The 20,667-nt window shown below is 62.5% G+C and carries 18 protein-coding genes; 8 read left to right on the forward strand and 10 right to left on the reverse strand.

Translation table 11 applies throughout. The features are described 5' to 3' along the window. The first annotated feature begins 13 nt into the window (after positions 1-13). Positions 14-775: an adenosylcobinamide-GDP ribazoletransferase gene (cobS, locus tag RVAN_RS11180; protein ID WP_013419826.1), complete on the forward strand. Its 762-nt coding sequence runs from the start codon at positions 14-16 to the stop codon at positions 773-775. Further along, entirely contained in the window at positions 766-1,344 is a 579-nt protein-coding gene (locus tag RVAN_RS11185) for a histidine phosphatase family protein (protein WP_013419827.1), read from the forward strand. The genes cobS and RVAN_RS11185 overlap by 10 nt, the downstream gene beginning before the upstream one ends. A 64-nt stretch (positions 1,345-1,408) precedes the next feature. Here the strand turns inward: RVAN_RS11185 and RVAN_RS11190 are convergent, their stop codons facing one another. Continuing rightward, complete coding sequence (locus RVAN_RS11190; protein WP_041789019.1) at positions 1,409-2,233, reverse strand: alpha/beta fold hydrolase; 825 nt, start codon at positions 2,231-2,233, stop codon at positions 1,409-1,411. 292 nt (positions 2,234-2,525) lie between these two features. Here RVAN_RS11190 and RVAN_RS11195 point away from each other — a divergent pair, with 292 nt between their 5' ends. Next, the gene (locus RVAN_RS11195) at positions 2,526-2,717 is read left to right on the forward strand and encodes a hypothetical protein (protein ID WP_013419829.1); all 192 of its coding nucleotides are present in this window, start codon (positions 2,526-2,528) and stop codon (positions 2,715-2,717) included. A gap of 125 nt (positions 2,718-2,842) precedes the next feature. Here RVAN_RS11195 and RVAN_RS11200 read toward each other — a convergent pair whose 3' ends face one another. Together RVAN_RS11200 and RVAN_RS11205 are read right to left on the reverse strand one after the other, a co-directional pair. After that, positions 2,843-3,451, reverse strand: coding sequence for a hypothetical protein (locus RVAN_RS11200; RefSeq protein ID WP_013419830.1), 609 nt, complete (start codon positions 3,449-3,451; stop codon positions 2,843-2,845). 189 nt (positions 3,452-3,640) lie between these two features. Beyond that, a complete protein-coding gene (locus tag RVAN_RS11205) occupies positions 3,641-7,636 on the reverse strand; it encodes a beta strand repeat-containing protein (protein ID WP_155942430.1) in 3,996 nt (1,331 codons plus the stop codon). Between RVAN_RS11205 and RVAN_RS20235 the strand changes: the two genes are divergently transcribed. Together RVAN_RS20235 and RVAN_RS20240 are read left to right on the forward strand one after the other, a co-directional pair. After that, on the forward strand, positions 7,611-7,931 hold the full coding sequence (locus RVAN_RS20235; protein ID WP_155942431.1) for a hypothetical protein: 321 nt from the start codon (positions 7,611-7,613) through the stop codon (positions 7,929-7,931). The two genes, RVAN_RS11205 and RVAN_RS20235, sit on opposite strands and share 26 nt — an antisense overlap. 516 nt (positions 7,932-8,447) lie before the next feature. Beyond that, on the forward strand, positions 8,448-8,603 hold the full coding sequence (locus tag RVAN_RS20240; RefSeq protein WP_155942432.1) for a hypothetical protein: 156 nt from the start codon (positions 8,448-8,450) through the stop codon (positions 8,601-8,603). Positions 8,604-8,878: 275 nt separating this feature from the next. On the opposite strand, the gene RVAN_RS19040 is transcribed toward RVAN_RS20240, so the two are convergent. From RVAN_RS19040 to RVAN_RS11240, 6 genes are all read right to left on the reverse strand, one after another. Beyond that, a complete protein-coding gene (locus RVAN_RS19040) occupies positions 8,879-9,757 on the reverse strand; it encodes a LolA family protein (protein ID WP_013419833.1) in 879 nt (292 codons plus the stop codon). A 186-nt stretch (positions 9,758-9,943) separates the two neighbouring features. Continuing rightward, positions 9,944-12,640: an FtsK/SpoIIIE family DNA translocase gene (locus tag RVAN_RS11220; protein WP_013419834.1), complete on the reverse strand. Its 2,697-nt coding sequence runs from the start codon at positions 12,638-12,640 to the stop codon at positions 9,944-9,946. Positions 12,641-12,706: 66 nt separating this feature from the next. After that, on the reverse strand, positions 12,707-13,900 hold the full coding sequence (locus RVAN_RS11225) for an aminotransferase class I/II-fold pyridoxal phosphate-dependent enzyme (RefSeq protein ID WP_013419835.1): 1,194 nt from the start codon (positions 13,898-13,900) through the stop codon (positions 12,707-12,709). 315 nt (positions 13,901-14,215) lie between these two features. Further along, a complete protein-coding gene (locus RVAN_RS11230; protein WP_013419836.1) occupies positions 14,216-15,748 on the reverse strand; it encodes an ammonium transporter in 1,533 nt (510 codons plus the stop codon). A gap of 16 nt (positions 15,749-15,764) precedes the next feature. Then, positions 15,765-16,103 carry a P-II family nitrogen regulator gene (locus RVAN_RS11235; RefSeq protein WP_013419837.1) on the reverse strand — a complete coding sequence of 113 codons (339 nt, stop codon included), beginning with the start codon at positions 16,101-16,103 and terminating at the stop codon, positions 15,765-15,767. Positions 16,104-16,665: 562 nt separating this feature from the next. Next, a complete protein-coding gene (locus RVAN_RS11240) occupies positions 16,666-17,250 on the reverse strand; it encodes a YceI family protein (RefSeq protein ID WP_013419838.1) in 585 nt (194 codons plus the stop codon). A 210-nt stretch (positions 17,251-17,460) separates the two neighbouring features. Between RVAN_RS11240 and mutM the strand changes: the two genes are divergently transcribed. The 3 genes from mutM to RVAN_RS11255 all read left to right on the forward strand — a co-directional run bounded on the left by mutM (position 17,461) and on the right by RVAN_RS11255 (position 20,189). Continuing rightward, positions 17,461-18,345 carry a bifunctional DNA-formamidopyrimidine glycosylase/DNA-(apurinic or apyrimidinic site) lyase gene (gene mutM, locus RVAN_RS11245; RefSeq protein WP_013419839.1) on the forward strand — a complete coding sequence of 295 codons (885 nt, stop codon included), beginning with the start codon at positions 17,461-17,463 and terminating at the stop codon, positions 18,343-18,345. A 14-nt stretch (positions 18,346-18,359) separates the two neighbouring features. After that, complete coding sequence (locus RVAN_RS11250; protein ID WP_013419840.1) at positions 18,360-19,157, forward strand: enoyl-CoA hydratase; 798 nt, start codon at positions 18,360-18,362, stop codon at positions 19,155-19,157. Positions 19,158-19,496: 339 nt separating this feature from the next. Next, positions 19,497-20,189 carry a Crp/Fnr family transcriptional regulator gene (locus tag RVAN_RS11255; RefSeq protein WP_049779374.1) on the forward strand — a complete coding sequence of 231 codons (693 nt, stop codon included), beginning with the start codon at positions 19,497-19,499 and terminating at the stop codon, positions 20,187-20,189. 49 nt (positions 20,190-20,238) lie between these two features. Here RVAN_RS11255 and RVAN_RS19045 read toward each other — a convergent pair whose 3' ends face one another. Next, positions 20,239-20,661, reverse strand: coding sequence for a c-type cytochrome (locus RVAN_RS19045; protein ID WP_013419842.1), 423 nt, complete (start codon positions 20,659-20,661; stop codon positions 20,239-20,241). Positions 20,662-20,667: the final 6 nt, after the last annotated feature.

Here is a 20,667-nt window from a genome sequence, read left to right on the forward strand (position 1 = left end):
GGCTGCGCACGAAATGATCGCCTTCGTCCGCACCGAGTTTTGCCTGTTTTTGAGCGCGGTACAGTTTCTCACGCGGCTGCCGGTGCCGGGGCTGTTCGCCTTCGACCATGCATGGCTCGACCGCAGCGTGAAATATTTCCCGTTGGCGGGCGTAGTGGTTGGCGGCATTTCGGCGGCGGTGCTGCTGGCCGCGTCGCTCGTGTGGAGCGGGCCGCTGCCTGCGTTGCTCGCTGTCGCGGCGGGCGTCGCGGCGACGGGCGCCTTCCACGAGGACGGCTTCGCCGACTTCTTCGACGCGATGGGCGGCTCTACGAAGGAAAAGCGCCTCGCGATCATGACCGACAGCCGTCTCGGCACGTTCGGCGTGGTGGCGACGGTGTTGAACCTCGGCGTGAAGGTGTTCGCGCTGGCCGCGCTGCCGGTGCCGGTGGCCGCCGCCGCGCTCGTGGCGATCCACGCGGGCGGGCGGCTGGCGGTGATTGCCGCAATGCCCGTGCTGCCCTACGCGAAGCCGGTGGAGGCGGGGAAGATGAAGCCTGCCGGGCACAGCGTCACCGCGCGCGGGCTCACCGTCGCCGCCGTGTTCGGCCTCGCGCCGCTGGCGCTGCTGCCGGTGTCCCTCGCGCTGGCGGGGCTGGCGGCTGGCGTCGCCGCCGTGCTGTTCATGGGCTGGCGTGCGAAGCGGCTGATCGGCGGCTACACGGGCGACGTGCTCGGCGCGTTCGAGCAAAGTTTCGAACTGGCGTTTCTGCTCGCGCTGGCCGCATGCGTCTGATCCTCGCGCGACATCCGAAGCCGGTCGTCGAGGCGGGAGTGTGTTACGGGCGTCTCGATCTCAATTGCGAGGCAAGCGAGGTGGATGTCGCCGTGGCGCGCCTCATGCCGCATGCCAGCGGCGCCGTCGTCTACATGAGCCCTGCCCGGCGTTGCCGCGATCTCGCCTTGCGTCTCGATCCGGCCGCACGTATCGAGCCGCGCCTTCAGGAACTCGACTTCGGCGCATGGGAGGGCGTGCGCTGGGACGCCATCGCGCAATCCGACTTCGACGCCTGGGCGAACGGCCTGCCCGATACCGCTCCACCCGGCGGCGAAGCTCTGGCGGCCATGGCCGCGCGGCTGTCGGATTGGCTCGCGAGTTTGTCGCGCGATCACGCCAATGCTGGACGCGAACCCTTGGGCGGGAGCGGCGGACGATCCGCCACCGTCGTGTTCGCGATCACCCACGCGGGCCCGATCCGCGTTCTGCGCGCGCTAGCCGAAGGCGTGCCGCTGCTGACGCATTTCGCGCAGCCGGTGCCTTATGGTGAGGCGATTGCGCTGGATATGGCAAAGCTTGGGCTGTAGCCGGAGGCGGCTTTATCCAGACGAGCGGCCTCACAGCCGCCCGCGTCCACCGGTGTCCGGAAACCTAGCCCTTGATGAAGGCAAGGAGGTCGGCGTTGACGGTTTCGGCCTCGGTCGTGGGCATGCCGTGCGGAAAGCCTTTGTAAGTCTTCAGCGTGCCGTTCCTGAGCAGCTTCGCGGAGAGCGGACCAGCGTCGGCATAGGGCACAATCTGGTCGTCCTCGCTGTGCATCACCAGAACCGGCACCGTGATCTTTTTCAGATCGTCGGTGAAATCCGTCTGCGAGAACGCGACGACGCCGTCAGAATGCGCCTTCGAGCCGCCCATCATGCCTTGCCGCCACCAGTTCCAGATCACACCCTGCGACGGCTTTGCGCCCGGGCGATTGTAGCCATAGAACGGTCCCGCCGGGACATCATGATAAAACTGCGCGCGATTGGCGGCGATCTGCGCCTGAAAGCCGTCGAAAACCTCCTTCGGCAGGCCGCCCGGATTGGCCTCCGTTTTCACCATGAGAGGCGGCACGGCGCTGATGAGTGCAGCTTTCGAGGCGCGGCTTTCGCCATGGCGCGCGAGGTAGCGGACCACTTCGCCGCCGCCGGTGGAGTGCCCCACATGGATGGCATCCCGAAGGTCGAGATGCTCGGTCAAAGCCGCGAGATCGTCGGCGTAATGATCCATGTCGTGACCTTCGCTCGTCTGGGTAGAACGGCCATGGCCGCGCCGGTCATGCGCGATCACGCGGAAGCCCTTGCCCAGAAAGAAGAGCAACTGCGCCTCCCAGTCGTCGGCCGAAAGCGGCCAGCCGTGGCTAAAAACGATAGGCTGGCCGGAACCCTGATCCTTGAAAAAGATATCGATGCCGTCTTTGGTTGTGACTACAGGCATGCGCTTGATCCCGATTGTGGATTGTTCACGGAACATCACACGGACCGACATTCGGTTCCCCCGCGCGGCTGAGGCGACTGGATGCGGCGCTCCGATGGACGGAATTGGCAAAACGCGGCGCACTTTCGTCGGAGATGAAGCGAAAACCAGAGCGAGATGCAGTGAAAAGCATGGCATGCGAGGCGCGCGTGCTTGGTCAACGCTTGCGGGCAAGGCACAACTTTTTTCTATTGCTGGTTGACGCGACATTAATTTCAGGCTTCCCTAGGTTCTAATTGGGAAGGCAAGAGACATGGACTTTATTGAAGAGTGCAAACGGCGTCAGGCCGCGCTACTCGATACGCTGGCTGAAATGAATCAAAGCAAGCTGTTTGGCGGCGATGAGCTGCAGGCCGCGCGTTTCAGGCAAAATGCATGCAAAACGATCTCCCTTTACGAGAAAATCATTCATTTGGCCAAAGGCGACGCGGTCGGTCACGCCTGACGACTTGCGTCGTCGTGAATGTGCAGCGTTCACGCGAGCAGGGATCTTTAGGCCCCTCTGCCTGAGCCCGTCGCCCCGGATCGAAAAAACGCCCCCCGCTTCGATTGCCATTCGCTCGCCCACGGTCAGCGCTTTTTCGCAGCCTGGGCGGCTGGCGCCGCGGAGGTCTCGATGGGCGCTTTGGGATGAACCATCGCGAGGGAAATGCCGTCGAGCATCCATTGGCCATCGACTTGCAAAAAGGCGAAGTCGAAATGGACCTGCTCCGGCGACGAGGGAATGAGACCGGTCAGACGGATGGAACCATTTTGCTGCAAGGATGGCGGCCCTGCGAGTTTGGGGGTGATGAAAAGGATCGGGGCGAGATCGAGGTTGCGCTGGCGAAGGGACGCAAAAGCTTCGGCCAGCCGCGTCGCATTGTTGCTCCGCTGAAAGTCTGGCGTGCCGAGATCGCGTAGCAGCGTGTAATTACCCGTCATATTTGCCTGATTGACCGCGATTATCGTGGTCTTGATCAGCATCACGAGTTTGTAGTCGTTAGGGATGGCGGCATTGCGCGAGGCGAGCGCGTCGCCCCCTGTCGCGGCGGCCGTTCCGGCGTTTTGCTCCTTGGTCGCAGGAGCTGGTTGCGCGGAGGACTTGCTGGAGGCGCTCCAATTTTGGGCCTGCGCCTGCCCGACAAGCAACAGGGTGAGCACCAGAATGCCAAAGCCGACTCTTGCCTGTCCAGCCATCGTTACCTTCGGGTACATCATAAGCATTTCTAGACCATTATACGGTCGGGCGAAAGCGGCCTGACAGGCGGGAACCTAAGGTGTCGAGCTTGCGTGTAGATCGACGCAAAAAAAGAACCGCCTGAACGAAGGCGGTTCTTCCGATCTATATCGAAGCGGTGGCGAGCCGCTTCCCTTCGATCCTACCGGTTACTTCAGCGGGGGAAGTCCGCCGCCGCCCGCGATCTGCAGCGAGACGCGGCCCGCAACCTGTTCGCGGTCGGTGCTGAAACCGATCGCGCCGCCAAGAGAGACCATGTCGTTCGCGTCGAAAACGCCGCCCGCGATGGCTGCGATGCCAGACACGGAGAACGCGTTGTAGCCGTCATAGTTGCCCCAGTTCGCGGCGAGCGCCCAGGTCTGGTCACCAGTACGATCCGGCGTGGCGAGCGAGGTCGCGACCGCGATACCGGCCGCGAGGTCTTCCGTCCTCGACCCGAGATAACCCATCCGGTTGAAGAGGAAGCCGCCATCCGAGGCAAGGTTGCCGCTGCGGTCAGACGTCACGACTTCGAGCGGACCGGACTGATAGGCCTTGCTCTGGTAGCTGGTGATACCAGCGAAGGTATACTGGTTATTAGCGTTGCCCACGGAGACCTGGTTGGCGCGCGTGGTGGAGACGTTGGTGCCGATCGCATAGGAGTTGGAATAACCCGCGTCTGCTCCCGTGCCGAACGCCCCGGAGCGCCTGCCGGAGGCTTGTGCGCCTGTGCCAATCGCGACCGCGTCGTTGGCGCTCGCCGTGGCACCGAAGCCGATCGATGTCGTTCGGTCTGCGTCGACGCCGTTGCCTGAGAGAGTGCCGATAGCGATATTGTCGTTCCCGCTCACAACATTGCCTGCGAGCGAGCCGCTGGCCTGATTTCGACTGCCGGCAACCAGATTACCGGAGAGGTTACCCACGGCGACGTTACCGTTCCCGAGCACAGCGTTGCCCGAGGCGATGCCGCTCGACTGGTTGCCGATGCCTGCCACGAGGTTACCCGAGGCGATACCGCTCGATTGGTTGCCGATGCCGATCACCGCATTGCCGGTTCCAACGCCGGAAGTCTGGTTCGCATAGCCAATGACGAGATTGCCGGAAGCGGTGCCCGAAGCGCTGTTGTCATCTCCGAAGACAGCGTTGCCGGTCCCGACGCCCGAGGCCTTGTTGCGGTCGCCGCGGACGATATTGCCCGAACCCGTGCCGGATGCGCTGTTGTCGTCGCCGAGTACGAGGTTGCCGGACGCGACGCCGGAGGCTGCGTTGCGGTTGCCGCGAACGAGGTTGCCCGAAGCCGTGCCGGATGCGCTGTTGTCGTCGCCGAGTACGAGGTTGCCGGACGCGACGCCGGAGGCTGCGTTGCGGTTGCCGCGAACGAGGTTGCCCGAAGCCGTGCCGGATGCGCTGTTGTCGTCGCCGAGTACGAGGTTGCCGGACGCGACGCCGGAGGCTGCGTTGCGGTTGCCGCGAACGAGGTTGCCCGAAGCCGTGCCGGATGCGCTGTTGTCGTCGCCGAGAACGAGGTTGCCGGACGCGACGCCGGACGCTGCGTTGCGGTTGCCCGCGACGAGATTGCCCGAAGCTGTGCCGGATGCGCTGTTGTCGTCGCCGAGTACGAGGTTGCCGGACGCGACGCCGGAGGCTGCGTTGCGGTTGCCGCGAACGAGGTTGCCCGAAGCCGTGCCGGATGCGCTGTTGTCGTCGCCGAGTACGAGGTTGCCGCTGATGAAGCCCGAGGCCTTGTTGCGGTCGCCGCGCACGATGTTGCCCGAGCCGGTACCCGACGCGCTGTTGTCGGAGCCTTCCACGATGTTACCGGTGATGAAGCCCGAGGCAGCGTTGCGGTTGCCGGTGACGACATTGCCCGAGCCCGTGCCGGACGCGCTATTGTCGCTTCCGTTCACGATGTTGCCGGTGATGAAGCCGGAGGCTGCATTGCGGCTGCCGGTGACGACATTGCCCGAGCCCGTGCCGGATGCGCTGTTGTCGTTTCCGGTCACGATGTTGCCGGTGATGAAGCCGGAGGCTGCATTGCGGCTGCCGGTGACGACATTGCCCGAGCCCGTGCCGGATGCGCTGTTGTCGCTTCCGTTCACGATGTTACCGGTGATGAAGCCCGACGCAGCATTGCGGCTGCCGGTGACGACATTGCCCGAGCCCGTGCCGGATGCGCTGTTGTCGCTTCCGTTCACGATGTTACCGGTGATGAAGCCCGACGCAGCATTGCGGCTGCCGGTGACGACATTGCCCGAGCCGGTGCCGGACGCGCTGTTGTCGCTTCCGTTCACGATGTTGCCGGTGATGAAACCCGAGGCCTTGTTGCGGTCGCCGCGCACAAGGTTGCCCGAGCCCGTACCGGACGCGCTGTTGTCCGAGCCCTCGACCAAGTTGCCGGTGATGAAGCCGGAAGCCGCGTTGCGATCGCCGCGCACGACATTGCCCGAGCCTGTGCCGGATGCGCTGTTGTCGCTTCCGTTCACGATGTTACCCGTGATGAAGCCGGAGGCTGCATTGCGGTTGCCGGTGACGAGATTGCCCGAGCCGGTGCCCGACGCGCTGTTGTCGCTCCCGGTCACCGCATTGCCGGTGATGAAGCCGGTCGCGAGATTGCGGTCGCCGGTGACGAAATTGCCGGAGCCTGTGCCGGACGCGCTGTTGTCGCTTCCGTTAACGATGTTGCCGGTGATGAAGCCCGAGGCAGCATTGCGGCTGCCGGTGACGACATTGCCCGAGCCGGTGCCGGACGCGCTGTTGTCGCTTCCGTTAACGATGTTGCCGGTGATGAAGCCCGAGGCAGCATTGCGGCTGCCGGTGACGACATTGCCCGAGCCTGTGCCGGATGCGCTGTTGTCGCTTCCGTTCACGATGTTGCCGGTGATGAAGCCCGAGGCAGCATTGCGGTCGCCGGTGACGAAATTGCCCGAGCCGGTGCCGGATGCGCTGTTGTCGCTTCCGTTCACGATGTTACCGGTGATGAAGCCCGAGGCAGCATTGCGGTCGCCGGTGACGAAATTGCCTGAGCCTGTGCCGGATGCGCTGTTGTCGCTGCCGTTCACGATGTTGCCGGTGATGAAGCCCGAGGCAGCATTGCGGTCGCCGGTGACGAAATTGCCTGAGCCGGTGCCGGATGCGCTGTTGTCGTTTCCGGTCACCGCATTGCCGGTGATGAAGCCGGTCGCGAGGTTGCGGTCGCCCGTTACGAAATTGCCGCTGAGGTCGCCGAACGCCGAATTGAACGAGCCATTCACGACGTTGCCTGACGCGTTGCCGACAGCCTTGTTGCTGTCGCCGGCTACTGCGTTGCCGCTGAGGACGCCTACCGCAAGATTGCCCGAACCGTTCACCCCGTTGCCGCTGAAATTACCCACAACAGTGTTGAAGGTGGCACCATCTGCATAGCCGTTGCCGGAGACGTCGCCGATGACGGTGTTATTCTGGACGTCTGCGCCGGATAGATTGCCGGAGCCGTTGCCGATGATCTTGTTGTTCTGGAAATTCTGGCCGTTGCCGGAACCCGACAGGTTTCCAACGACGAGGTTGTTCGAGTAATTCGCACCGTTGCCGAGAGCCGAGGTGTTGCCGATGACCGTATTGTTGGCGAAACCGGTCTGATTTAGGCCGCCGGAGCCGTTGCCAATTATGGTGTTGTCTGTCACCGAGCCGAGGTTACCGGTACCCGAAGCGTTGCCAATGATCTTGTTGCCCGTAACCGGGCCGCCAAGGTTAAGGCTACCCGAGCCGTTGCCGATTATCGTGTTGTTCTGAACGTCGTTGCCGTTGCCGCTGCCGGATGCATTGCCGATGATGGTATTACCCGTCACGGAACCCGCTAGGTTCAGGCTGCCAGAATTATCGCCGAAAATTCTGTTGTCGGTTACGTTGCCGCCGTTTCCGCTGCCCGAATTATCGCCGACGATCCTGTTATTGGAAACGGTAACGGTTTGGGCCAGACCGTTCAGGCTGCCTGAGTTGTTGCCGATGACCGCGTTGTTGCTGATCGTCGCGTTTCCGCCGAGGAGACCGTTGCTCGAAAGCGAATTGTTTCCCTGAACATTGTTGTTCTGGATATTGGCGTTACCGCCTAAAAGCGACGTTCCGTTCAGGCTGAGCGAATCGGTACCCTGGACGTTATTGTTTATGAGCGTCGCGTTTCCGGACGTCAAACCGCTGCCGTTTCCACTCGCGGAATTGCCCACTACAGTATTGTTTGTGAGAACAGCTGTTCCCGACGTCGCGGGCAATGTCGCATTACCGTTGTTGCGGAGGGCTTCCGCGCCATCCACCGTGTTGCCGGTGCAGTTCAAGCTGTTGCTGCCTAGGAAACCACCGGTTCCGTTCGTTTTTCCGGCGTTGGTGCCGGTCAATGTATTCGTGCCGCCGGGGCAGTCCAAGGCCACAGCAGGCGCACTTGTCATTGCTGTCAATGCAGCGACGCTGACCCCGGCCGCGAGCGCATAACGAAGAGTGCTAAGTATATGCACTTTCTGATTTAACATCGACCTTCTCCAAAAAGTTTCGCCGGGCGTGGGTCATTTCTCAGTCATGCAATAGGTGAATGCGACCTATGCCCTCCCTGGTTGTGGAGAAGATCAGAGTCCCCTATGCCGAGCAACGCTTCAATACTCGCACAGGTAGAATTTTGCCCTTATGTTGACAAATAGTCACGCGTTCAGGTTGCATCTGCAACCCGACTGGCATATAGCGAGCAAGTCGCAAGCAACTCATTACTACTTTGAGTTGAATATTAGAATTTACTGCAGCTTCGATAAGTGCACGTAGCGCGACCGCTCCAGCCACGCATAAGAAGCCCCGTGGCACGCCGCCTTTCGTTGGGAAAGGAACTGGCCGCGCATGCAGGCGCTGCGCACGCCGAAGCCGAGGACGCTTGAACGCGCGAACCGCCCAAGGCGAAGCACGGTTTGCTTCAAGCGAACAGCCCGAGGAGGCCCATCGATTCGGAGATTTTGCTCGGTCGTGCCGGAGATCATCGCTGAGCGCGCGAGTCGCTCGCGACGCCCGTGTGGCTGGGTCGTCGAGAAGGTCAACACCGACCAGTTCGCGCTTGCGCGCTCGGAGATCATCGCCAGATTCCGGGCCGTCAACCTGGGCGCCGCCTCAGACGAGTTGTAGCCTACCTGCGATGTGGAGAAGCCGCCGCTCGACCGTGCACAAAAAAAAGCGCCCAACTCCGGCGAAGGTTGGGCGCTTTTGCGTTTTCACGCATGCGTCGGGAGGGAAGCCGACGCTGAGAGATTAATGCCTTCGGCTAGACGGGGGGGCACTACCGATGGTGACTGGCATCAATCTCTCTATGCAAGGTAAGATAGCACGGCCCTCATCGATTGCAAATGAAAAATCGGCAATTCGCACCTTGACAGTGGCGAATCTGTCGCAGCTTGACCGTGTCAGTTCGCGGCCTTGAAACCGATCGTCTTCGAGAATTCGAAGACATCGGGCGCAGGTGCTTTATTTTCCTCGAGATTCGCGACCTCGATCTTGGTGCTCAGACCCTGCGCATCGGTGATGATCCACTCCTTCAGCACCATGTCCGGCTTCGAGAACATGAGGCGGATGCGCCCCGAGCCGTCGCCTTTCTTGTCCTCGACGGTGAGAACGACGACGTCCGTCCACTGTTCGACACCGAGAATGTTGGCGTCGTTGATGAGATCGACGTGTTCCGACAGCAAGAGGCGGAATGGCGTGACCTCCAGCGGGTAGCGGTCCGAGGTGTTCAGGTCGTGATCCTCGATGGCAAGATATTTGCCGTCCGCGATGATCTTGAGCCTGCTCGGCGCGCCGTAGTCGAACCGAACCTTGCCGCCACGCGCGAGATAGAACTTGCCGCGCTTCTGCTTGGTGTCGGGGTCCGACTGGACGAACACGCCCTGAAGAAATGTCATCTTGTTGAAATAATCGTTGATTTTAGCAACGACTTCGAGGTCGCTTTCCTGGATGGGTGCAGCGGCCGGTTCGGGCGTCACCGGCGGCTGCTGCGCAAGGTCGGTTTGCCAGCCCGGCGCCGAAGTGGATGCCGTTCCACCGATGGGGCTTGTCGGCTTGGCCGCCGGGGTCGAGGGCTCGACCGGAAGCGTGTCCACCTGATTCGCTGGCGGAGCTGCCGGAGCCGGTGCGGCGGAAGGAACCGGATAGGTTTTGTGGACTTCCGTCTGACCACCCTGCGCAAAAGCCGCGGTCACGGTGCCGGCGGCCAGCAGCGCGCCGAGCGCCACCCGCGTCAGCCGCGCCCCTGATCCCATTAAGCTCGAAACGACGCGCTTGCTCATGCTTCGGGTGCCCCTGTGAAAACGTCAAAATTTTGCGCTCATCAATTTGCAAGAAAGCGTCAAATTCGCGGCGAGACGGCAGAGTGGCCCTATATTCGTCTTCGAGAAGACACGCCAGTGCATAAGTGAAATGCGGTGACGCGCATCGCTCGTCCGCTCCGCGCGGAACCGCCATCGTCCGCGCCGCTAACTCGCCCTGTTGCGCTCCTCGATCAGAATCTCCCGCCGACCGGTGCGGCCCGGCGCTCCGACGATGCCTTCCTGCTCCATCCGCTCGATGAGCGAGGCCGCGCGGTTGTAGCCGATGCCGAGGCGGCGCTGGAGATAGCTCGTCGTCGGCTTCCGGTCCTTCAGCACGATGTCCACGGCGGATGCATAAAGGTCGCCGCTGTCGCCGCCGCCACCACCCTTGCGCGGGGCTTCGTCTTCGGCGTCCGGGTCTTCGAGGATGTCGTCGCGGTAGTTCGGGAAGCCCTGCGCCTTGAGATGCGCGGCGACGTGCTCCACCTCTTCGTCCGACACGAACGGCCCGTGCGCGCGGATGATGCGCCCGCCCGCAGCCATATAGAGCATGTCGCCCGCGCCGAGGAGTTGTTCCGCACCCTGCTCGCCGATGATGGTGCGGCTGTCGATCTTCGACGTGACCTGAAAGCTGATGCGGCTCGGGAAGTTCGCCTTGATCGTGCCCGTCACCACGTCCACGCTCGGGCGCTGCGTCGCCATGATAAGATGAATGCCCGCCGCGCGCGCCATCTGGGACAGGCGCTGCACCGCGAATTCGATGTCCTTGCCCGCCACCATCATCAAGTCGGCCATTTCGTCGATGACGACCACGATGTAGGTCATCGGCACCGGATCGAAGATTTCTTCCTCCTCGATCGGCTCATCAGTGTCGGGATCGAAGCCGGTCTGAATGACGCGCTTCAACGGCTGCCCGCGAAGCTGCGCGGCGGCGACCCTGGAATTGTAGCTCGTGATGTTGCGCACGCCGAGCTTCGACATCTTCTCGTAGCGCGTGTTCATCTCCTTGACCGTCCACTTCAGCGCGGCGACGGCCTTTTTCGGGTCGGTCACGACGGGCGCGAGCAGATGTGGGATGCCGTCATAGACGGAAAGCTCCAGCATCTTCGGGTCGATCATGATGAAATTGCACTGGCTCGGCGGCAGGCGATAGAGCAACGACAGGATCATCGTGTTGATGCCGACCGACTTGCCGGAGCCGGTCGTGCCCGCGATGAGCAGATGCGGCATGCGGGCTAGATCCACGACGATGGGTTCGCCGCCGATGGACTTGCCGAGCGCGAGCGGCAGCGCGGCCTGACTGTCCTGAAACGCGTTCGACTCGATGATGCCGCGCAGTGAGACCATTTCGCGCTTTGCGTTCGGCAATTCGATGCCGATGGCGTCGCGGCCGGGGACCACGGCGACGCGGGCCGAGACGGCGCTCATGGATCGTGCGATGTCGTCGGCGAGGCCCACGACGCGCGAGGATTTCGTGCCGCGCGCGGGCTCAAGCTCGAACAGCGTGATGACGGGGCCGGGATAGATGCCCGACATCTTGCCCTTCACGCCGAAGTCGCCAAGCACGCCCATCAGCCCGGACGCGCGCTGCATCAGCATGGGGTCGTGCGCGCCGGGGCGCTCCGAGGCAACGGGCGGCGACGACAGCAGCGAGAGCGGCGGCAGCGCGGACGTAAAGTGTTCGAGCACATCGTCGTCTGTGCGAAGCGCGGGCTCGTCGTTGGCGGCCTTCACGTAGATCAGCGGCTTCTGGCGTTTCACGGCTGCGGCGGCCGCTGTGCCGGTTTCCATGATCTTGTGCGCGCCGTTCAGCGCCGTTTCCATGGCCTTGCCCGTGAGGCGGCGGATCGGCGAAACCGGCTCGCTGTCATCGTCGGACATTCCGTTCGCCGTGGCGCCGGCGGATGAACTCGGCGAGCGGCGCACTCCGAAGAACGGTTCGATGCGAACATCCTCGAAAAGCCCGTCCGGTTCGGCATCGACACGCCGCGTTTCGGACCCGCCGAGCGAAGGCGACGGGCGGCTGCCCCAATCCGAGAAGGCCGAAGGCTCCACGGCCTTCGGCGCGGGCTTTCTGGGCGCTTTTGCCGGGGCGGGCGACGGAGCGGGCGCGGGCGTTTCCTCGCGAACCCGCGCGAGCCAGTAATCGCCGGGATGCGCGAACGCCGCAAGCGCACCGCCGCCTTGCTGAGAGACGCGCTTCGCCCAAGCCGCCGCCTTGTCGATCAGAGGTTCTTCCTTGGCTTTCGCTTTGCCCTTGCCTTTCGCCGGAGCCTCGCCCCCCAACTGGAACGCCGCGGGGAGAACCTTGGAGTTCAGCCCGCAGGCCCGAAGCAGGCACCACCCGCCAGCGGGCAGCAGGACAAGACCGAAGAGCGGCCACAGGAGCGAAGGCGCAATCGCTGCCGTTGCCTTCGCCACGAGCGCAGCCGCGAAGTCGCCCGCGATGCCGCCGAGCCCCGTATCCAGCACCCACGTTTTCGGCGTCGGAAACATCGCGAAGAAGGCCGGCACGAGCAGCGCCGCCGCTGCCCAGTAGGCGAGGCGCAGGCGCGGACGCGAGGGGATGTGACCGCCCGAGATGCGGAAGCCGAACACCGAGATCGGGAAAACGAGGAAGGGCGAGGCAAGCCCGAACGCCTGCATCATCGCGTCGGCGACGCTCGCGCCACGATGGCCGAGCCAATTATGCGGCTGTGATGTCGTGGCGTAGCTTGGGCTCGGGTCGCCGTAGGACCAGCTTATCAGCGCAAGCCAGATCGCGGCCGCAATCCCGACCAGCGAGAACCCCAAAACGCGCCACGGCAAGCGTCGCACCTCGGCCGCCAGCGCTTTCGGCAGAAACCTTTGCCTCGACTCCATGCGCGCACGCCACCCCACGAAAATACCGGACGACTTACCGGACTCATGGCCGACCGCGCGGCCATCTCACAACAACATCGACGCGAGGCGATCCACGGCGTCGCGCGTCACGTCGAGAGGGTCCACCAGCGCGAGCCGGACGTAATCGCCCGCCGGATTGAAGCCGCGCTTGTCCGGTTGCGCCAGAAAGGCCCCAGGCAACACTTTGACACCGCATCCTTTCCAAATCGTTTTCGCAGCCTCGACACCTCCACCTAAATGCGAGAGATCGAGCCAAAGAAACATGCCGCCCGCAGGCTCGTAATAATTCGGCAGACCGCTGAGCTTTTCGTTCGCGGCGGCGAACTTCGCCTGATAGAGCGCGCGGCTTTCGGCGGCGTGCGCGTCGTCGGACCAAAGCGCCACCGAGGCATGCTGGATCGGGATCGGCACCTGCGGACAGGCCACATTTCGGTATTGCAGATAGTCCTTCAGGAACCCCGCATCACCCGCGATGAAGCCCGACCGAAGCCCCGGCGCATTCGAGCGCTTCGACAGCGAATTGAAGACGAGCACGCGGTTAAGATCGCCGGTCCGCGCGGCCACCTGAAGCGCGCTTGCGGGTGGCTCGTTCTGGTAAATCTCTGAATAACATTCATCCGAAAAAACGTAGAACTCATGGCGGCGGGCAAGCGCGATCAGCCGCTCGAAATAGGCGGGGGTGGCCACAACGCCCTGAGGGTTCGCGGGCGATGCGATGTAGAAGGCCGCCGTGCGGTCGAGGAGCCTCGGATCGAGCGCGTCGAGGTCAGGCAGGAAGCCGCTTGCGGCGGTCGCGGGGAGCATGACAGCTTCGCAACCCGCCGTGAGCGCGCCCGCGTAATAGGCTTGATAGAACGGGTTCGGCATCAGCACGGCGGCGCCGCGCGCGTTCTTCTTCGCCGCCGCCAGCGTCATCGCCGAAACGAGACCTTCGCGCGTGCCGCATAGCGGGAGAATGTGCCTATCCGGGTCAACGACGCCCGACGCCAGCGCGTAGCGGCGCGTGAGCCATACAGCGATGGCCTGGCGCAGTTCCGTGATCCCGTTGATCGGCGGATATTTCGAAAAGCTCTTCCAGTGTTCGGCGATGATATCCGCCGCAAACGAGGGCACGCCATGGCGCGGCTCGCCGATGGTCATGTCGATGGGAGAAGCGCCGGGCTTCAGCCCCTCGATGAGGTCGCGAAGACGCGGGAAGGGCGACTGGATCGTGGACAGCGAGGTTTCGGTTTCGGACACGGGCGGGCACCGGGTTGCTTCAACGTCAAGCTGCGGAGTCTAGCACCGTGAGACGGAAGGCAAAACCCTGGGGGCGATAGAAAAGCCCGGGAGATGGGTTCCCGGGCTTGCCCTGCCGCCACGCCGAGCGCCGGAGGGAGGCGTTCGGCGAGCGAGAGTGCTTCAAGCAAAGTGGATGCGCGTTCGCTTGAAAACGCCTCGAAGCAGAGAGAAAGCAATTTCGAATCCGAAGAAGCACGAAAAAGCTCGGCAGGAGACAGCGAGGTTGCTGCCTTGAAGAGGAGGTTCGGACGGCGCTTAGGCCGTCCGCGCCGACTACATGTTGTACGCGCGTTCGCCATGCTCGGAGATGTCGAGACCTTCGCGTTCTTTCTCCGTGGAGACGCGCAGACCGACGACGACCGAGATGATGAGGAACACGATCACGCTGCCGACGAGCGACCAGCTGCCGGTAAGCGCGACGTTCTTGATCTGGATCAGAACCTGAGCAGCGACGTCATACTCGCCGACCGGGCACTTGTCCGTCAGGATGCCGTTCGCGATTTCGCATTTCGTGTAGTCCACCACACCGGTGCCGCCGTAGATCGGAGCGGCGAGAATGCCGGTGCCGATCGCGCCGAGAATGCCACCCACGGCATGCACGCCGAACACGTCGAGCGTGTCGTCATAGCCGAGAGCGCTTTTCACAGCGGTGCAGAAGAAGAAGCACACCGCACCGGCGACGAGGCCAAGCACGAGCGCGCCCATGGGACCGGCGAAACCGGAAGCAGGCGTGACCGCGACGAGACCGGCGACGACACCGGAAGCGAGGCCGAGGAGGCTAGGCTTGCCCTTGAACAGCCACTCGACGAGGAGCCAGGACAGACCGGCGGCCGCCGTCGCGATGAAGGTGTTGGCCATGGCGAGAACCGCCGTGCCGTTCGCTTCGAGGCTCGAACCGGCGTTGAAGCCGAACCAGCCGACCCACAGGAGCGCCGCGCCGACCATGGTCAGCGTGAGCGAATGAGGCGGCATGGGCTCCTTGCCGTAGCCGATGCGGCGACCGACGAGCAGCGCGCCAACGAGACCCGCGATACCCGCATTGATGTGAACGACCGTGCCGCCCGCGAAGTCGAGGGCACCCATCTGGAAGCCGAAACCGGAAGCGGCGAGAGCAACTTCATTATTCAGGGCGAGATCGGCGGGACCGGGGTTCGACCACACCATATGGGCGATCGGGAAGTAAACGATGGTCACCCAGAGGATCGAGAAAAGGAACACGGCCGAAAACTTCATGCGCTCCGCGAAGCCGCCGACCGCCAGCGCGGTGGTGATGGCCGCGAAGGTCATCTGGAAGCAAACGAACACGAGTTCGTGGATGCCAACGCCGGGCGTGAAGGTTGCCGCGACAGTCGAAGAGTCGATTCCCGACAGGAATAGACGCGAGAAGCCGCCAATGAACGGCGCGAGCGCGCCTTCGCTGGACGTGAAAGTAAGGCTGTAGCCGTAGACGAACCAGATCACGCAGACGACGCACTGGATCATGAAGACCTGCGTGAGCATCGAAAGCATGTTCTTCGTGCGAACCATGCCGCCGTAGAAGAGCGCGACGCCCGGAACCGTCATCAGGAGGACGAGCAGCGAGGACACCATCATCCAGCCGTCGTCAGCCTTGTTAACAACGAGTTCCGGAGCTTTCGCGACCGTCGTCGCGGCGGCAGCTGCCGCCTCGGCTACTGCTTCGGGCGCCGCAGCGGCGGCGTCCGTTGCCGCGGTCGCGGCCTCCTGGGCGAGCGATGGATCGACGAGAGCCATCGCTCCCAGGGCTGTTGCCCCTAGAAGAGCTAGATTACGCCAGACAGGTGTCATTGATTTTCCCTTCTTACTAAAGAGCATCAGCGTCGGTTTCGCCCGTGCGGATGCGCACCGTGTGTTCGATCGTCGACACGAAAATCTTGCCGTCTCCGATCTGCCCCGTTTTCGCCGTCGAAGAAATTGCTTCGATGACTTTATCAGCCTGTTCGTCGGCCACCACGACTTCGATCTTGATCTTCGGAATGAAGTTCACTTCATATTCCGCGCCGCGATAGATTTCGGTATGCCCCTTCTGACGGCCGTAGCCTTTGACTTCGCTGACCGTGAGCCCTTCGACGCCGAGACCGTCGAGGGCTTGACGGACTTCTTCCAGCTTGAATGGCTTGATGATCGCCATCACCAATTTCATGTTTGATCCTCCAACAACCTGCCTCGAACACGCGCATATTCTAACGTGTCGGCGCGAAGGAAAAGGGGATCGCGAGGACACGGCTTCCGCAGCGACTTCAAAAGCTGTGCCAAAGGCGAGCTTTCGTCCATGCGACACGGAGCGCAGAGAATCGACCTTAAACTTACCGCTTTGTCGAGGATGGCTTGAAAATTGGGCGCTTATTTCTAAAGCAATCGCAATAATTCGCCTAATATTTAGGCAACGTGCTTTGTTCGGCGGCACTATTGCGGGGCACATGAGCGCATAAAAGCGACACCGGGCGGCCGAACACTCTTTCGTGATTGCGCGAAACTTTCGTGCAAAAGCGCGCCGTCAGCCTGGAGTGCGGCTCGGGTCAGGGCAAGGCATGGGACGGACAAGGTCGTGTGCCTGCGTCGGGGCGGGGGCCGGATAATGCCGTTGCGTCCTGAGAGCGCGCTCGCGAGCGCATCATTCCATCAAGTCGGACGCGGCTTTGCGATGAAGTTGCAACACGTGGGCTGTCGCTCTCACGACGGCGCCCACGTGTTCAGGTTTCGAACTAGATCTTCTTGTTCAATTCCGTCTGGATATCGATCGTCACCTCGTCGGAGACGAACGGCGCGGCCTGTGATACGCCAAAGTCCGTGCGCTTGATCGCCGTGGTGGCGCCGATACCGAGCGTAGGCTTCTTCGACATGGGATGCGCGCCGTCGAAATTAAGCGTGACATCGAGAACGACAGGCTTCGTCACGCCTTTGATCGTCAGGTCGCCTGCAACCTTGCCGCTTTTCTCGCCCGTGCGTTCGAACTTCGTGCTCTTGAAGGTCGCGTCGGGGAAAGCCTTGGCATCGAACAGCTTGTCGCCCTTCATATGATCGTTGAACACCGGAACCAGCGTCTCGATGCTGTCGGTCTTGAAGGTGATGTTGACCTTGCTGTTCTCCGGCTTGGCCGCGTCGTACAGCACTTCGCCTTCGTAGGTCTTGAACTGAGCGCATTGGCGGCTGATGCTCAGATGGTTCCAGCAGAAGCGAACTGTCGTATGACCGGGATCGAACGAGTAGGCCACAGGCTCAGCAGACGCGATGGTGGTTGCCGCGAAAAATGCGGGAATGGAAGCAATAAGAATTCTGCGCAACGACATGCCGTGTCTCCGTCTGGTTAACCGTATGCGCCAAGCACAACGGCGCTCTGGGGCGAACAGATGGCAACTTGTTGGCGAGCCCGTGAATTTATGTATCGATTTTTTCATTTTCACTGGTCGACCAGAAACACTGTTCCTTGATCGGGGAGACGGGGGCTTTGCTTTCGCGGCGGTGACGCCTATTTATTTAGCGACGGAACGCTGAGGCCCATGCCCGAATTACCCGAAGTCGAAATCATCCGGCGCGGCCTCGCCCCTGCCATGGAGGGCGCGGCGTTTTCCGCCGTCACGCTCAACCGCGCCGACCTTCGCTTTCCGTTCGAGCCGCGTTTCGTCGAACGCCTGCGCGGGCAACGCATCGCGCGCCTCACGCGGCGGGCGAAATACATCGTGGCGGAAGCGGATAGCGGCCTTTGCCTCGCCATGCATCTCGGAATGACGGGCCGCTTCACCATCGAGCACAAGGCGGATGGCGCGGTGACGCCCGGCTCGTTCTATTACGAGCATGCCGCCAACGCGCTCCACGACCACGTTGTTTTCGCAATGAGCAACGGCGAGGTGATCCGCTACAACGACCCCCGCCGCTTCGGTTACATGACGCTGTTCGGGGCAGGCGAGATGGCCGCGCATCCGCTTTTTCGCGCGCTCGGGATCGAGCCGTTGTCCGATGCGCTGACGCCGGATTATCTTGCGGCGCGCGCGGCGGGGAAGGCGCAGGCGCTCAAGGCGTTCCTGCTCGACCAACGCATTATTGCAGGGCTCGGCAACATCTATGTATGCGAGGCGCTGTTTCGCGCGGGCTTGCCGCCGGACGCGGAGGCGGGCGCGCTCGGTGTCGGCAGGCGCGGCAAGGCGGCGGCCGCGCGGCTCTGCGCCGCGATCAAGGCCGTGCTCGAAGACGCGCTGCTCGCGGGCGGCTCCTCGATCCGCGACTATCGCCACGCCAACGGCGACGGCGGCCATTTCCAGGAGAAGTTCGACGTGTATGGGCGTGGCGGCGAGCCGTGTCATAATAAGTGCGGCTCATTCATCGAAAGAAAAGCCCAACAAGGGCGCTCGACTTTTTTCTGTCCGCACTGTCAGGCAAAGATCTGAAAGGAACACCCCAAATGACTTCCGCATCTTCCGAAACCGCGTCATTCGAAACGGTGCTCTTTGAGAAAAAGGGCCGGGTCGGCCTCGTCACGCTGAACCGTCCCAAGGCGCTGAACGCGCTCAACGCGCAGCTCATCGCGGAACTCAATCAGGTGCTCGACGCCTGCGAGGCCGATGCGGACATCGGGGCTATCGTAATCACCGGCTCCGAGAAGGCATTCGCGGCGGGCGCGGACATCAAGGAAATGAAGGACAAGACCTTCGGCGATGTGATCCTGCAAGACTTCATAGCGCCGTGGGAGCGCATCACGCGCGTCCGCAAGCCGGTGATCGCGGCCGTCTCGGGCTTTGCGCTGGGCGGCGGCTGCGAACTCGCCATGATGGCAGACTTCATCATCGCATCCGACACGGCGAAGTTCGGCCAGCCGGAAATCATGCTGGGGGTGATCCCTGGCGCGGGCGGCACGCAGCGGCTCACGCGCGCGGTCGGCAAGGCGAAGGCGATGGACCTCATTCTCACCGGGCGCCACATGGACGCTGCCGAGGCCGAGCGCGCCGGGCTCGTGGCGCGCGTCGTCCCCGCCGCCGATCTCGTCGCGGAGGCGCTGAAAGCCGCCGAGAAGATCGCGAGCTTCTCGCTGCCCTCGGCCATGCTGGCGAAGGAATCGGTCAATCGGGCTTTCGAGACGACGCTCGCCGAAGGGGTGCGTTTCGAGCGCCACGCGTTCCACGCGCTGTTCGCGACGGAGGATCAGAAAGAAGGCATGGCGGCCTTCGCCGAGAAACGGCCCCCGCAATTCAAGCACGCGTAAGGACCAATTCCGGCGTTTGCAGCCGTTGGCAGCACGCTCGCGAGCAAATGCCGGAATCAAGCTCCGCTATAACCCTCTGATTCCAGAGCAGCTTTTGAATTTGATATTGTGCGAGAGCCTGCTGCCACCGGGACGCAAAATGTAAAATTCGCTCCGCTATTTATTGTGATCGCCATGTATTGGACAGGGACGACTTCGCACGCTACGATAACCATAACGTGAAGGAAGGCATCTCGCTTGAAGATCATGTCCAACCCTGCGGCGGAACGGTCCCACTTCAATGCCAGCCGGTGCGAGGCTTGTTTCATAAGGCATCGCGGGATCTGTCAGGCCTTGTCGATGGAGCAACTCGAACGGCTGAGTTCGATTGCGCGTCGCCGAGTCATTCCAGCCAACCACTACATCTTTCGTGACGGCGACGAAGCTATCTCATTCGCGGCCGTGAATACGGGTGTGGTGAAGCTGATCAAGACAACCTCGGAAGGCGAGCGCCACGTGATCGGCCTCGTCTACGCGCCGGAATTTCTGGGCCACACCTTCGCGGAAACGCACAAGTTTTCTGCTGCGGCCGCAACCGACGTCGATATCTGCACATTCCCCCGTCAGGCGTTCAACCGCCTTCTTCTCGAATACCCGGATATGCAACGATGGCTGTTCGAGTTCACGGTGCAGGAACTTGATGTGACGCGCGAGTGGACGCTCATGCTTGGGCGCAAATCCTCTTTCGAACGCGTGGCGAGCCTGCTTCTCATCATCGCGCGGCGCACTCGCAATGCCGGGGCCCAGCCTGTCCACGAAAACTGCGCCGAGTTCGAGCTTCCGCTCACGCGCTCCGAGCTGGCGGATTATCTCGGGCTGACGCTTGAAACGGTGAGCCGCAAGGTCAGCCAATTGAAGCAGCAAGGATTGATCGAGCTTCGTTCGACGCGGGACGTTGTCGTTCCCAACATCGAACGGCTCGCCGAAGCCGCAAGCATGGATGAGCATCGCGAGTCGGCGAAAGCGGCCAAGGTTGCCGCCTTTCCGGCCTGAAGCATGCGGTGAAAATGGCTCGCCGGAGCGTCGCGAACGCTTCGCGCTGTTACTTGGCCTGAATGCCTTTGACGTACACGCCAAGCTCCGTAACCGCGCGGTTTGCGGGCGCAGCGCCGCATTCATCGGTGAAGATCGACTTCCAGTTAGGCATTCCGCCGTGCGACTTGCCGCTTTCGCCTTTCAGAAGCTTGAAGACGTACTCGGTCGGAAACGCGCCGTTTGAGCGCTCTGCGAGCGTCGTCAGGTCCGGCGGCGTGAGCTTCATTTCTTTTGCGAGGATGCCGCCGCCCTTGCCATCCGGCCCGTGACAAAAGGTGCAGTTCTCGGCAAACAGCTTCGAGCCGGGGAGCACTTCCATGCGTGCGCAGGGATCAATGCCGCTGTCCGTCTGCGCCGCGCAAGGCAGGGCGAGCAATGTGAGCGCAAGCACCGCTGCGGCACGGACGGTTTTTCGTGGTGTTCCGTGCATGGTTTG

The sequence above is a fragment of the Rhodomicrobium vannielii ATCC 17100 genome (assembly GCF_000166055.1).
Classification (GTDB): Bacteria; Pseudomonadota; Alphaproteobacteria; order Rhizobiales; family Rhodomicrobiaceae; genus Rhodomicrobium; species Rhodomicrobium vannielii.